Below are 13,225 nucleotides of genomic sequence, written 5' to 3' on the forward strand. Positions count from 1 at the left end.
TTATCAACGTAGTTAGTTTCATTAAATTTCATTGGTTTTGCTTAAGTTAAACTGAATGATCAACAGATCGATATTTGCATCTGAATCATTTGTTAGGCCATGCGCACCATACGGTTTGTTTTTAATCATGTCGCCCTTTGTAACTTTTACTTCTTGGCCATCAATAACCATGGTGCCATTACCTTCAAGGATGATATACATTTCTTCATTGTTGCCATGTTTATGGTAACCAACCGTTGAATTGGGTGGAATAACTTGTCTATCAATAAAGTCACAATCACTTAAAAAGTCTGACTTGCTCCATATTTCATACAGTTCAACCGCACCGATACCATCATGTGCATTTTCTTGGATTTGTTTATCTGTTTCTAAAAAATTTCGAATCATTGCAATATCTAAAAATAAGCTCAAGTAAGTTTCTAGGTTTCTATAGGATAGTTACTGCTGCCCCATTCAGACCAAGACCCGTCATACAAAACCAAATCAGTAAAACCTGTGATATGCGCAGCCGCCAACACAATACATGCGGTAATGCCCGAACCACAGGTAAAGACTAACTGGTTTGTTGTGTCTGGAAGGCGATCGTTAAAAAGTGTGGTTAATGCTTCAGGGGTTTTAAAGGTAAAACCATCTAATACTTGGCCAAATGGAATATTAATAGCATTGGGGATATGGCCAGACCTGACGCCTACCCTTGGCTCTTTCTCAATGCCTGAAAATCGTGAGGGTGAACGCACATCAACAACGGTTACATGTTCATCAGCAATGGTGCCTAAAACATAATCAGCATGACAAACATTGTTAGCTTGATACGTAGCGGTAAAAACATTGCTGTTATCGTTAGCATAAACTTTATGCTTGGTATCAACCTCTCTATGCTCTTTTAGCCACTGTGGCAGCCCGCCATCAAGAATACATACATTGTCAAATCCCATGGATTTAAAAATCCACCATGCACGAGGTGATGAGTAAACGCCTTGGTTGTCGTACACAACAACCGTGTTGTGTTTTGTGATACCAAACTTTGCCAGCGCAGTTTCAAACTGCTGCTTTGTCGGGAAAGCATTAACGCTTTCGGACTGTAAATCACATAAGTCTTTTTCGAGATCGCATCGTAAACTCGTTGGTATCACTTGTAACGTCGGGTATTCCAATGGTGTCTTACCAACAACCTTCGCCATACTTGCGTCTAAAATCACAATGTTGTCATCATGTAAATGCTCTTCAAGCCATTGACAACTAACAGTTACATTTTCCATCTATACATCTCTAACATGGCAATACACACTACAAAAAAATTTATTGCTTATGCAAACTCAAGATACTTGTTTGGTTATTCGCTAACTGTTTTTTAGACAGCACTTTGTAATACCCCTAATAAACATCATCTACCGAAATGGAGAACCTAGGCGTATCGGGTTTGTATGGAAACGCCTGATTAACATCATGATTATTAAGCTCGAGTTTGATTAACTCTTGATATGAACGTGCAGAAACGGGGGTTATTAATTGACCATCTATTCGGATACTTTCCATGTTAACTCCAATCTGTCCTTACAGGACTGCAATCAGGCAAATAAACATAGCTAACTTACTATTTATTGGTCACTTTTTCTAGTTTTGAAGGTAATTATTCTAATAATACTAATTGCCTTATAGATTGAGCTTGTAACGCTCTTTTTTAAAAACATTTTAAGGATTCTTTTCTATTTCGACCTGCAACTTGTCAATTTCATCTAATACTTTCAAGAACTTTTCGCCAAAATCAGTCACCTGATACTCAACCCTAGGTGGTATTTCGTTATATGAAATCTTGTCTAAAATACCAAATTGAGTATTTTTACGTAAACATTGATTGAGTACTTTTGTCGTTAACCCGTCGACACTGCGGACCATTTCGCCAGGTCTGTTGATGCCATCTGCCAACAATTGATAAACCGTCAATGACCATTTGCAGCCATAAATCGTCTCAACCATGGTCGCACTTTCGTTAGGCGCTGTTTTTCTTAAATATTTTTTTTCGTTATCTTTCATAAATATGTACCAATAAGTACCTACCTTACCAATTTGTACTTACTTTTTTTCACGTTCTTAACGCTATAAATTTACTTCGAACTTTAACATAATTCGGAGAAAATCAATGACAACTTCATACACTGCATTAATCATTGGTGGCTCAAGTGGGATGGGATTAGCGACCGCAAAACAACTTATTGCCCAAAATATTAACGTTATCATCGTTGGAAGCAACACGGATAAGTTAGCCAGCGCCAAACACGCACTTGAAGCTATGATTGAAAACAGCGCGCTTGTAGAAACGATCCAAGCGGATCTTTATCAACAACAAGACGTAGACCGCCTTATTGAACAAGTAAAAGCTAATGATGCGCATATTAAGTTTCTTGTTAATGCGGCAGGATATTTCAATCCAAAACCATATTTAGAACACCATGCTGACGATTATGATATCTACGCTAAACTTAATCGTGCCATCTTTTTCATCAGTCAGGCGGTCTCTCAAAATATGAAGGAGCATGGTAGTGGCTCAATTGTAAATATCGGATCAATGTGGGCAAAACAAGCGATTAAGGCAACGCCATCATCGGCTTATTCAATGGCCAAAGCAGGATTGCATGCACTGACACAACACATGGCAATGGAGCTTGCTGAATATAACATTAGGGTAAACGCCGTCTCGCCTGCAGTCGTCAAAACCCCAATATATGAGACATTTATCGATCCAGCTGAGGTAGATGAAGCCCTATCAGGTTTTGATAGCTTTCATCCTATCGGGCGAATCGGCACACCTGATGATATTGCTAATAGCATCGTGTTCTTATTACAAGATAACGCAAGTTGGGTAACAGGTGCTATTTGGGACGTTGATGGTGGCGTTATCTCAGGCAGAAATTAGTCAGCATCTATAAATAAAATAAAGGCACGAACAAATGAGTTCCTGCCTTTATTTGCTACTTACTCTTACATAGCAATCAAACGGGTTACACAAATATCGCTAATAATATTGCCGTTACGCCTGCAAAAACAGATGTAACCAGACCGATATTCTTACTTCTCAACCAACCAGATAAACCAATACATGCAATCAGTGAAAACAGGCCTAACGCCATAGACAAAGAACTTGTGCGTGTTCCAAAGGTTAATGTATCTATTGCAACATTCAGCTGAAGAGCATTAGCGACGGCTATTGATGAAGCCGCACAAATGATAAAACAACAAGCGGCAAACGATGAACAGATAATCATCCAGTTAACAATTTTACTTGATGGCGCAGTCGTTAAAATAGCAGCCAGAAATGTAGCAGAAAAACCACCAAGAAACGCTGAAAGCAACGTAAGTTGTTCGGTAATGCCTATTAACTGTTCTACATTCATCATCGTTATCCTTATTATTGTTGTTATATTGTTCTTACTGATTACCTTCTATTTAACCATATAAATACAGTTATCCAAGCCAATAGGCTCGGGATATATCGCTTCGCAAAAGCCAAATTTTTTATAGGCTTTCATCGCACTTGCGTTGTGCGCTAAAACAAACAATGAACATTGATTTAGCTTCAGTTCACGCATACCCAAATTACATAAGCTTGTAATTAGGTTGGATGCATAGCCTTGGCCACGGCAGGATGGATTGACCACTAAGCGACCTAAATGACATTTCCCTATTCGTTGATAGAACTGTCCAAAACCTAGCAACTCATCGTTTGGTGAAACTAAGGCATAAGAATTCAGGTCCTTCAGTTTTAAGTCTTCACAAAACGTCATTTGATCAAAAGGAAACCTAAAATTAGGCCCTGCCCAATCCGTTAACAACTGTTCTGTAGTGAACCACGTCATCATTTCTAATAAATGATTTTCCGTAGGTGGTACCAATCTCATATTTACCAAACACCTAAACCTGTTTAACTAAATTGCTTAACTAACTAATCCGTTTTTCAACGCGCCATGGTGGATTAAGCCTATTTTCGCCTGCCCAGTATAATTTGATTTTATTGCCCGAAGGATCTTTAAGAATTGCTTCCTTCCACAGATAGCTTTCTTCTTTAGGCTGCTGAATAAAACGAATCCCTTTGGCTTCTATTGCTTGCACCCACTCTTCCAAGTTTTCGTGCTCAAAATAAATGACAGCACCATTACTAAAATCCTCGGTTTCCAGCGATAGTGAAAATGTCGAGCCTTCATCAGGGCATTCAAATCTCGCGTAATGCGGTGCATCAACGATTTGAGTAAAGCCCAACGTCAGATAAAACGCGGTAGCCTCACTCATATTTTTTACTGGCAAAGTAACTTGATTAAGTTTCATTACGCTCTCCATGGCAAATGTTAAGTGCTCCGATTAAACCCTGTCTATCATAGACATTGTATTAAGTAGGCAATGTGCAAAAATTAACGGCCATAAATTCCTGCCAAAAGCGACATAACCAATGCCCATTGCAAGGCCAATTAATGCAACGGTAATTGAACGTTCGGAAATATCATAAGAATGCCTAAAGCCAAAAATTAACGCCTGTAATAAAACAGCGATGATCGTTGCAAACCAAGTGCTAGCGAGCACCTTTTCAATCCAGTTAATTAGAAAACCTCTATCTAATATTTCCTCTAACGCAGACTGCAACCAAACAAATGGAATTATCGTCAAAAATAGTAGCCAATTGCCCGTAAGGTCACCAAATTTTGACGCTGCATTATCTTCTGACATATCAGGCGCAACGTCCAAACCTAGCTGGCTTTTCAACAGTTGAAAACTAACGATAGAGAGTACGGAAAATACGAGAATGAAAATAGTGGCGAATATGGCCTTTTTATAACTTGTTGGTTTGAATAAACCAATTTCTCGCCAGGAGGATTGTCTCAACCTAACTAAAATAGCAGCCGTAAAAAGAGTGGTAAAGGACCAAAACAGACCATTAGTAATGAAGTTAAATTGCGAGAAGTATACTTCACGAATAAGGAACATGACCGATATATAGATAACCAGATCAATGAAAAAAACAAAAGCACTTGGCTTTTTTGTGTTTAGTATTGATGCAACTCCATTTGACTTAATATCCACCTGTATTTTCCTTAAACAGTTAATGCTAGATACTGACTGGGCAATATTGAGCATAAATTTTTTAGCACAATCGACGTGCTACTTAATTCGACTAGTAAACTATTGGTGTCGCAGCCAATAAGTAACAACTAGTATGCCTGCATAAAACACATTAATCTACATGCTATCATCGCGCATAACCGATTGCTTTAACCCACTTAATAACTAAAATTCAAGCAATGGCAATACCATTTAATTGGTTATTAAAATCATACAAGCATGATGACGAGTACACGTTATCCATTTGTATCGCTCAGCCTTACAAATGGTCAAAAATCAATCGAAAAGTGATCTCATAGCAATTTGTGCCGTATTAATACACATACTCACTATGAGGATATTATGATGATTCGTTACTACTTTTTATCAAAAAATATAGACGTAACCGAGGCATTTGATCACAAATTACGTGATATGGGGCTAAACAAAAGCCATGTTCACGTGTACGGTGTTAATGATGAAGACGCTCGAACACATGATCTAACGCCAGTGTTCTCGCTAATGAGGCTGGACATACTTCACTATCTATTCAGAGGGCTGTTATTAGGCCTTTTAGTATCGGGCTTAATTATTAGCGCGCTCTACTTTCTCAATATTAATCATTTCGCAACAATATCAATTGCTGTCGCTACGTTTGTAACAGGCTTTATTACTTGGGAGTCAGGTCTAATTGGTATGCATAAAACCAACTACAAGCTTCAGCCCTTTCAGCGCTACATCAACTCGAATCAACACATTCTTTTTGTTGATGCGCAGGAAAGTGAATTGCCGATAGTGGATCAGGTTGCAAATAAATTTTCGAACGTCAAACGCCTAGCCGTAGGTAGTTCAACAATTAACCCATTCGAATAGTGTTGGACAGTTCACAACTAAGATTTTAACAACAGCATTGAGTGTGCAAGCACACAGGAGATACGCATGGCTAAGACAGACGTAAGCAAAAACCTAAATAAACCGTTTGCCAGAGTAATAGAAAGTAACGTGGTTGACTCGTCTTCACCGCTTCATTGGCTCGCGTTAGCATTAAAAGACTTTGCAAGAGCACCTGCAATTGCACTCGCTTACGGGGCACTGTTTAGTATCATCCCGATAGCCATTTGTTTATTCGTGATCAGTTCAAGTAATCACTTAGTGATACTTCCTGCCACTATCGCGTTTGCGCTAATTGGCCCCGCATTTGCCACAGGGTTGTACGATGTCGCCTGGGAATTAGAAAAAGGACATACCCCAACCTTTCGCCATAGCTTAAAATCCATGTTCAGAAACCCCGTTGGTGAATGGGGATTTGCGATCGTACTCTTTATACTGATGGTGGCTTGGACTCGCGTCGCGGCGCTTATTCACGTGTTGTACCCTAGCGCAACAAACCCAACATTCGAAGAGCTACTGGCCTTTTTGACACTGGGTAGTATCGCAGGTGCGTGTTTTCTTGTTGTTGTGTTCGGTATTTCTGCATTTACGCCGCAAATTGTTGTTGAACGCCGTGTTGATATTATGACCGCAGTAGTGAGCTCATTAAAAGCGGTACATAAAAACCCTAAAGCAATGTTTAGCTGGGGTTTGATGATCATATGCTTAGTTGGGTTTAGCATCCTAACCCTCGGGTTTGGTTTCATTGTTACGATGCCCATTTTGGCTTTTGCTAGTTGGCACGCATATATTGCCGTTATCAAAACCAAACGACCTCGTTCATACGAATAAACTGTTTTGAAAATTAAACGCTCAGCGCATACCCGTTATTTTAAAGTAAACTCTGCAACGGTATCTGAGCGTTTTGGTATCTTTGTTATAGATCGCTTTATTGACTATTCAACCACGTCAAGAGCCAACTTTCTCCTGAGACGGCTCAGAAACCGATGGAGCGACGTTGTCAGACTTATTCGATGATGAATTTTTGAGACTAACGATATTGCCAATTAGCATGAAAAAGCCTCCAATTATTAAAGAAAGTTCGAATTTCTCTGAATAAAGTAAAACACCGACAAGCGCGATGAGTGGCAACCTAAGAAAATCTAACGTGACTACGGTTGTTACTTCGGCGTATTGCATAGCTCTTACCATACAATAATGAGCTGACAACGCCGTCAAACCGATTACAAGTAACCAGAGCCACTGCAATCCAACTGGCCAAACCCAATTAGATAAAGAAAGAAAAAAACCAATTGGGAGTTGAACCAAGCACATGTAAAGCAGAATAGACGTTGCGGAATCCGATGTACTCAGCGACTTAGTTGCTACATGCGACACAGCAAAGCATATAGCGGCGGCTAAAACGATTAGAGAAGCCGTATCAATAATCTCAATACCAGGCTGAAGGATAAAACCAACGCCCACACTTCCTAAAATAATTGCAATGACTTTTCTAGCTGTAACAGTTTCACCTAGCACCAATGATGCAACAATAAGCGTCCATATAGGCACGGTAAACTCCAACGCAAAGACTTCTGCCAAAGGCAGCAACCCTATACCTACAAACCAGCCGTATTGCCCGACAAAGTGGAATACATTTCTGATAGTATGAAGGCCTAGCCTATTGGTGCTAAGTTTAATCCGTTCACTTGAAGCTCGGAAGATAAGAAAGATAACAACCAGACCGAGAGCACTTCTAAAAAACAATGTTTGATGAATGGCAATTTCACCACTTAACTCTCGAGCACAGATAGCCATTAGGCTAAATGACATTAGTGCGCCAATCATCCAAATTACAGTTTGCATTAGTGAATTTTACTCATAGAAAATAGCGTCGATTGAAAAGCTGATTAATACTTGTTGTACATTAGTGACGTAAGCAAACAAGCCAACTGGTTTGGTCCTTGTACGTATTTGATTTCGTCTTATAGTTTGATAGTCACAATGCCAGACATGTAGTCGACAGCACTGCCCGACAGGATAACCCTATCCTCTATTACTTCACATTGCACTAATCCAGTCCTTTGCGATAACTGCTTACCAACAAGCTTATTACGGTTTAACTTCTTGGCCCAATATGGTGCAAGTTCGCAATGCGCAGAGCCTGTTACAGGGTCTTCATTAACTCTTAGTTTAGGAAAGAAGCAACGGCTTACAAAATCTGTATCTTTACCCGCAGCAGTAACGACTACGCCCCTTAAATCCAAGGCTTGAAGCTTAACAAAATCAGGAGATAGCGATTGAACCTGAAGTTCACTTTCTAGCTCAACAATATAGTCAAAGGCCGCCGACGTCTTAACCGGCACAATACCTAGGGCTTCTGCTAGTATTGCAGGTGGTTCAATGGCATTAAGTTCACTCGCAGGAAAGCTCATACTGTAGCCCGCGCTCGACCTAGTCACTTCCAGCTCGCCACTTTTGGTATAAAATGAAATCGACGCTTTGTTATAGCCTAAATGCTTAAACAAAACATGTGCAGTTGCTAAGGTCGCATGACCACAAAGATCAACTTCATCTTCGGGCGTGAACCAGCGCAACGCATAACCTTCCCCCTCTTCGACGAAAAATGCAGTTTCTGACAGGTTATTTTCTTCGGCTATTTTTTGAAGTAAATCATCACTAAGCCATTCTTTCAGCGGGCAAACGGCTGCAGGATTTCCTTCGAAGGTTTTACTAGCAAAGGCATCAACTTGAAAAATATTAATTTCCATTAAACAAAACTACTCCATCGTTATTTTAAACACCTTAGCTACATAGAATGGCTATTTACAGGTGACTTTATTAATTAGATTTGCCAAAAGCCACTTTGAATTGAGCCATACATAACGACCGCACAGGTGCCGTGACCGGGAATTTCCATCGGTGGTACGGCAACCTGCGCACCTGACTCTTCAGCTTTTCGCACGGCATCGTGAATATCATCAACTAAGTAATATGGTCGAGTTGTTGGCTCTTCAGCAGCGTGCATTGGCGCACGAATTCCTAACATTTCACCATGAGATAATATCGCCGTTCTCGCGTTACCGAGTGCTGGGATCGCGTCACTAAATGTTACCCCTAATGCATTCGCATATGAATCGCAGATCTCGTCTACCTCTTTTGCAACCACTTCTAAATAATGAACACTGGTATTTTCTGCCATAACTATCTCCCGTATCTATCTCCAGACCCAATTTACGCTGACACAACGCATTAACATGGTATGAACTATTATCGTATCGTTATTCGTTAGATTTCGAAGCCACCGACTGATAAAGATATATTGCCAATAAGCCAAACACAATCTCCGCCACGAAATACAAATACATGAGCGTATTAGGTTGACCGTCAATCAAAATACCAACAAGACGGCCTAACGCCATAGATAACAGCGTAATCGCAACAATAATTAACGCTAAATCTACGTTTTTCTTATAGTGCAGTACGAATATTAATATAAAACCTATAGCAAACTGAGCACCACCATAGGTTGCCCTAAAATCAATTGTAGCTGAGTTAGGATCTGGGTTAGCACCTGTCACCCAGTTTGCCATTTCAATAGGGAATACAAGAAATAGTGCTCCATACACCAAAAAGAATAACGCAGTTAAATAAACGAACAATTTCGACACACCTTCTCCCCTTGCTTGCTAGAGTAACCTAACACCTACATATGGCACATTTCAGTTTACTAATGAGATGCAAAGGCTCATATACCAAGTGCTATGTGCCTTACTAAACCATTTATTACCTGCCAGCAAACTCTGTGATTTGCCAAAACTCACCTGAAGGTCCCCAAAGAAAAATAACTTTACCCCAACGTTCTTGTTGAATCGGATTATATTTAAAATCAAAACCTTCCAAGCTTGCTATACGTTCATATGCTTCATTAATATCCAGCACTGACAATTGCAGCACCAAGTTATTTGCCAAGTCATGGTTATAAAATCGTTGTAAAAAGAAGAAACAATCGCCATTTTCAAATAACGAGAGGTCTTCAGAGACATAATCCATTTTAAAACCCAGTGCTTGGTAAAACGATTGACTCGTTTCGTAGTCTTTACTTGGAATAAAAACCCTAATATCGTCTACTTGCACATAATTCTCCTTGGTAACCAATATCTTGAACAGCGACTAAAACAGGTTTGTTCATATTTAAAGCGAAGAGAAGCTGAGCCAAGCTACAGTGGCCCCTCGCTTAATTAACTCGTTATGTGCCTATTTTTACAGAACACGCTTTAATTAAGTTTCCCATGAATACCTTAGACTGTTGAAAAGACTTAGGTGTAAATATGTCATCAGTTTCATCTGTCTCGGTGCCATCAATCGTTAACTTATAGTAAGTAATTTTTCCCGCTTCTTTTTCAACGTCTACAGAAAGTAGGTAATTGGTTGAAGCTTGATACTTTTCAAACTCTTTATTGAAACAACTTTCATCAACGGCGTCATCAAGCTTTTTGCCATAGCCTACAATGTTAACTGGTTGCACACCGCAAGCAGTAATTAAGCTCAAGAGTGAAATTGCAATTAGAGTCTTCATATCATCCTAGCATCCTCATGACACACCATTTCTATATTATGACCATCAGGATCGATTACATAGGCTGCGTAGTATTGACCACTGTAGTTTGGTCGTATCCCTGGAGCACCATTATCCAGAGCACCTATTTCTAACGCGATCCGGTGAAAATTTTTAACTTGCTCTCGATTTGAAGCTACAAAAGCAAGGTGAAGATGCGCTGGATTTTCTTCAGGTACACGGCGAATACACAGAGATGATTTACCATCTGAGCTCATCTCAATACCAAGTTCATTCTCTGAAACTACTGCAATGTCGATCGGCTGCAAGACCCTGAGATAAAACTCCTTGGACTTTTCATAATCACGAACGCCAAAAACTACGTGATCAAACATGCTCTCTCCCCTTCTAAAAGCTTCATAAGCGCTCTAACGCCCCAAAAAGAATCAGGAATAAGTTTGGTTAAACTTGTGTCGCATAGCGAAACATTGCCAAGTATTAAAAGCTATGCGCTTATTTAGTTTGTTATTGTTCGTTTCGGTTAACAGTTTTGGATAATTCTTCGATCTTTTTATCTGTAATCGCTAACCTAGTATGAATGTAGTAAAAGATACTAAGCCCCAAGATTATGTTCAACGTAGAACTTTCTATAGTTTGTGAAGATATAAAAATGATAACAATAAAAGCTTCAAGAAAAGTATTTCTCGGTTTTGTACCATGTAAAGCTTCTTCATGACGGTTACTAGTGTCTTCTAACAGACTCATATTACTTCCTTATAAATAGCCTAATCCCTAAAAAGCGGCTAATAATAGCTTGGCAAAATTTGTGAATAAGAGCGGAACCGAGCCAAGCCAAGCTTTAGCAGTTCCGCGCGTAAATGGCTTGTTAGCCATATTTTTACAGACTTTCAATTTTAACGATATGATTTTGAGAGTTTTCAGAGATATAGTACACATTAACGCATTGATTATTTTTAATAAAGTTATCCCCGTACTTTCTATTGGCAAAAAAGTGCTTTGCCGTAGCGAAGTTGTTGTAATTGAATCTCACACCTTTAATTTCAAAAGACTCCCCTCTGCTATTACCAAGCGTAGATTGGTAGTTTTCAATGCAGCCTTCAATGAAAAGCAGTTCATTTCGCTTAATCATATTCTCGTAATGAGAAAGCTTAACAAAATTTACAATCCCGACGAGTAGTTCAAAAATAAAAAGTAACAAAAGCGCTACAAGTAGCTTTTGCTTTTTAACGTTTAAGGTGTCGCTAATAGCGTTAAACAAAGGAGAAAACTTATAAAATGCGATAATAAAAATAAGGAAGCCGACATGAGGGATAAACATATCAACATTCGCTTCAATTAGACTTTCAAAATATACGTTCAATTTAAAATACACGCTAAATATAAACTGTGGCTAACGGCTAGCTCACGGGAATGTTCACGATAAGATTTTAGCTATTTTTGTTTGAAGTAACGGAACAAGCTCTTTCCCGAACCAAGGGTTCTTACTAAGCCAAATGTTATTTCGCGGACTGGGATGCGGCAAAGGTACCATAGTCGGCCAATATTGCTCCCATGCACCGACCAACTCTGTTAATGAACCGTTAAAGTGTCCAAAATGATAGTCTTGGGCATATTTTCCAACCACCAGCGTTATCTCTACGTTGGAGAGTTGCGCCAACAACTGCTCTCTCCACTTTTGTTTACACTCTGGCCTCGGTGGTAGCTCCCCTGATTTGCCTGTTCCGGGGTAACAAAAACCCATCGGTAATATCGCTACTTGTTTTTCATCGTAGAAAGTATCTTTCGAAATGCCCATCCATTCGCGCAACCGGTCCCCGCTAGCATCATCAAATGGAATGCCAGTACGGTGCACTTTCTTTCCTGGTGCTTGTCCTGCAATCAAAATCCTTGCACTTGGGTGCAGTTGTAAAACTGGACGTGGCCCAAGTGGTAAATGTGCACTGCAACTAGTGCACGACTCTACTTCTGTTAATAATTCGGTATATGCTTTCATCATGCGGCTAATGCCATACTAAGAGGCTAATAATGCTTGGCTAAATGTGAACCAAACCGGAACTGAGCACACTACAAATAATCCAATGCTTAGCCCCCTGTTAGGTAAAACTTACACCAAAAGTAACAAAGCCGTACTTAAAAATATACTTGTTTCAGCTAACCTTTGCGCAAGACCAATAAAGCCTTTAGGGAATCCAATGAGAAACATGAGTAGGAACGCACAAAGCAATGTAAAAGTTAATTCAATAAACCATATTGCTTCGCTGTCCATCAACTCATTTAATTGATAGGCCATCGCAACATAACAAGTACCCCCAATAATATTATGTATGGAGTTTTTCCAAGTTCCTAATAAAGGTGTGCCTGGATCGCACGGGAAAAACGCACTGAGGAGATAACTAAAACCAATAGCACCAGATAAAAAGGCCGCAGGATAATTACTGGTATAGGTAAGAAAAGAAACAATTAAACAACCCAGTCCTACAGGTAAAAACACGAAATATGAAACCTGCTTTTCATATTCAGAGCCTAATTCGCCCAATTCACTTATTGAATACCTGCAATGGCTATATGCTTTACGTTTTTTCTCGTAAAACACTACACCACAAACCAAAAGGATATAAATGAAAAGTAGAAGAAACGCCATACTTTCGTTTTACCTCACACCTTTAATACGCGAAGAATTGAGTTTGG

The 13,225-nt window shown here is 39.5% G+C and carries 22 protein-coding genes; 3 read left to right on the plus strand and 19 right to left on the minus strand.

Features of this window, described 5'->3' with window-relative positions; translation table 11 throughout:
* Positions 1-21: 21 nt before the first annotated feature.
* From QQK05_RS07725 to QQK05_RS07740, 4 genes are all read right to left on the minus strand, one after another.
* Complete coding sequence (locus tag QQK05_RS07725; protein ID WP_284297280.1) at positions 22-387, minus strand: cupin domain-containing protein; 366 nt, start codon at positions 385-387, stop codon at positions 22-24.
* Positions 388-419: 32 nt separating this feature from the next.
* The gene (locus QQK05_RS07730; RefSeq protein WP_284297282.1) at positions 420-1,259 is read right to left on the minus strand and encodes a sulfurtransferase; all 840 of its coding nucleotides are present in this window, start codon (positions 1,257-1,259) and stop codon (positions 420-422) included.
* 115 nt (positions 1,260-1,374) lie between these two features.
* Positions 1,375-1,536 carry a hypothetical protein gene (locus QQK05_RS07735; RefSeq protein ID WP_284297284.1) on the minus strand — a complete coding sequence of 54 codons (162 nt, stop codon included), beginning with the start codon at positions 1,534-1,536 and terminating at the stop codon, positions 1,375-1,377.
* 156 nt (positions 1,537-1,692) lie between these two features.
* On the minus strand, positions 1,693-2,034 hold the full coding sequence (locus tag QQK05_RS07740; RefSeq protein WP_284297286.1) for a winged helix-turn-helix transcriptional regulator: 342 nt from the start codon (positions 2,032-2,034) through the stop codon (positions 1,693-1,695).
* 106 nt (positions 2,035-2,140) lie between these two features.
* Between QQK05_RS07740 and QQK05_RS07745 the strand changes: the two genes are divergently transcribed.
* On the plus strand, positions 2,141-2,914 hold the full coding sequence (locus tag QQK05_RS07745) for an SDR family NAD(P)-dependent oxidoreductase (protein ID WP_284297288.1): 774 nt from the start codon (positions 2,141-2,143) through the stop codon (positions 2,912-2,914).
* Positions 2,915-2,999: 85 nt separating this feature from the next.
* Here the strand turns inward: QQK05_RS07745 and QQK05_RS07750 are convergent, their stop codons facing one another.
* From QQK05_RS07750 to QQK05_RS07765, 4 genes are read right to left on the minus strand one after another with little or no spacing between them, the layout of a single operon-like run.
* Positions 3,000-3,395, minus strand: a complete 396-nt coding sequence (locus tag QQK05_RS07750; protein ID WP_284297290.1) for a hypothetical protein — start codon at positions 3,393-3,395, stop codon at positions 3,000-3,002.
* A gap of 45 nt (positions 3,396-3,440) precedes the next feature.
* Positions 3,441-3,896, minus strand: a complete 456-nt coding sequence (locus tag QQK05_RS07755) for a GNAT family N-acetyltransferase (protein ID WP_284297292.1) — start codon at positions 3,894-3,896, stop codon at positions 3,441-3,443.
* A 40-nt stretch (positions 3,897-3,936) separates the two neighbouring features.
* On the minus strand, positions 3,937-4,320 hold the full coding sequence (locus QQK05_RS07760) for a VOC family protein (RefSeq protein WP_284297296.1): 384 nt from the start codon (positions 4,318-4,320) through the stop codon (positions 3,937-3,939).
* A gap of 33 nt (positions 4,321-4,353) precedes the next feature.
* Positions 4,354-5,070, minus strand: coding sequence for a CPBP family intramembrane glutamic endopeptidase (locus QQK05_RS07765; protein ID WP_284297298.1), 717 nt, complete (start codon positions 5,068-5,070; stop codon positions 4,354-4,356).
* A 381-nt stretch (positions 5,071-5,451) separates the two neighbouring features.
* Between QQK05_RS07765 and QQK05_RS07770 the strand changes: the two genes are divergently transcribed.
* Both QQK05_RS07770 and QQK05_RS07775 read left to right on the plus strand, forming a co-directional pair.
* A complete protein-coding gene (locus QQK05_RS07770) occupies positions 5,452-5,961 on the plus strand; it encodes a hypothetical protein (RefSeq protein ID WP_284297300.1) in 510 nt (169 codons plus the stop codon).
* A gap of 66 nt (positions 5,962-6,027) precedes the next feature.
* Complete coding sequence (locus QQK05_RS07775; protein WP_284297302.1) at positions 6,028-6,810, plus strand: DUF2189 domain-containing protein; 783 nt, start codon at positions 6,028-6,030, stop codon at positions 6,808-6,810.
* A 117-nt stretch (positions 6,811-6,927) separates the two neighbouring features.
* Here the strand turns inward: QQK05_RS07775 and QQK05_RS07780 are convergent, their stop codons facing one another.
* From QQK05_RS07780 to QQK05_RS07830, 11 genes are all read right to left on the minus strand, one after another.
* Positions 6,928-7,824, minus strand: a complete 897-nt coding sequence (locus QQK05_RS07780) for a DMT family transporter (protein WP_284297304.1) — start codon at positions 7,822-7,824, stop codon at positions 6,928-6,930.
* Between the two features lie 119 nt (positions 7,825-7,943).
* Positions 7,944-8,729, minus strand: a complete 786-nt coding sequence (locus QQK05_RS07785) for a PhzF family phenazine biosynthesis protein (protein WP_284297306.1) — start codon at positions 8,727-8,729, stop codon at positions 7,944-7,946.
* A gap of 74 nt (positions 8,730-8,803) precedes the next feature.
* Entirely contained in the window at positions 8,804-9,160 is a 357-nt protein-coding gene (locus QQK05_RS07790) for a VOC family protein (RefSeq protein ID WP_284297308.1), read from the minus strand.
* Between the two features lie 79 nt (positions 9,161-9,239).
* Positions 9,240-9,629: a DUF4345 domain-containing protein gene (locus QQK05_RS07795; RefSeq protein WP_284297310.1), complete on the minus strand. Its 390-nt coding sequence runs from the start codon at positions 9,627-9,629 to the stop codon at positions 9,240-9,242.
* Positions 9,630-9,744: 115 nt separating this feature from the next.
* Positions 9,745-10,095, minus strand: coding sequence for a VOC family protein (locus QQK05_RS07800; protein WP_284297312.1), 351 nt, complete (start codon positions 10,093-10,095; stop codon positions 9,745-9,747).
* 112 nt (positions 10,096-10,207) lie between these two features.
* Positions 10,208-10,537, minus strand: a complete 330-nt coding sequence (locus QQK05_RS07805) for a hypothetical protein (RefSeq protein ID WP_284297314.1) — start codon at positions 10,535-10,537, stop codon at positions 10,208-10,210.
* Positions 10,534-10,911, minus strand: a complete 378-nt coding sequence (locus QQK05_RS07810; RefSeq protein ID WP_284297316.1) for a VOC family protein — start codon at positions 10,909-10,911, stop codon at positions 10,534-10,536. Before QQK05_RS07810 ends, QQK05_RS07805 begins: the two co-directional genes overlap by 4 nt.
* 130 nt (positions 10,912-11,041) lie before the next feature.
* Positions 11,042-11,281 (minus strand): hypothetical protein, encoded by a 240-nt coding sequence (locus QQK05_RS07815; RefSeq protein WP_284297318.1) that lies wholly within the window; start codon positions 11,279-11,281, stop codon positions 11,042-11,044.
* A 133-nt stretch (positions 11,282-11,414) separates the two neighbouring features.
* The gene (locus QQK05_RS07820; protein WP_284297319.1) at positions 11,415-11,897 is read right to left on the minus strand and encodes a hypothetical protein; all 483 of its coding nucleotides are present in this window, start codon (positions 11,895-11,897) and stop codon (positions 11,415-11,417) included.
* A 54-nt stretch (positions 11,898-11,951) separates the two neighbouring features.
* On the minus strand, positions 11,952-12,530 hold the full coding sequence (locus QQK05_RS07825) for a uracil-DNA glycosylase family protein (protein ID WP_284298064.1): 579 nt from the start codon (positions 12,528-12,530) through the stop codon (positions 11,952-11,954).
* Between the two features lie 111 nt (positions 12,531-12,641).
* On the minus strand, positions 12,642-13,178 hold the full coding sequence (locus tag QQK05_RS07830; RefSeq protein WP_284297321.1) for a DUF998 domain-containing protein: 537 nt from the start codon (positions 13,176-13,178) through the stop codon (positions 12,642-12,644).
* Positions 13,179-13,225 lie beyond the last annotated feature (47 nt).

The sequence above is a fragment of the Thalassotalea loyana genome (assembly GCF_030161435.1).
In the GTDB taxonomy this organism is placed as follows: domain Bacteria; phylum Pseudomonadota; class Gammaproteobacteria; order Enterobacterales; family Alteromonadaceae; genus Thalassotalea_G; species Thalassotalea_G loyana.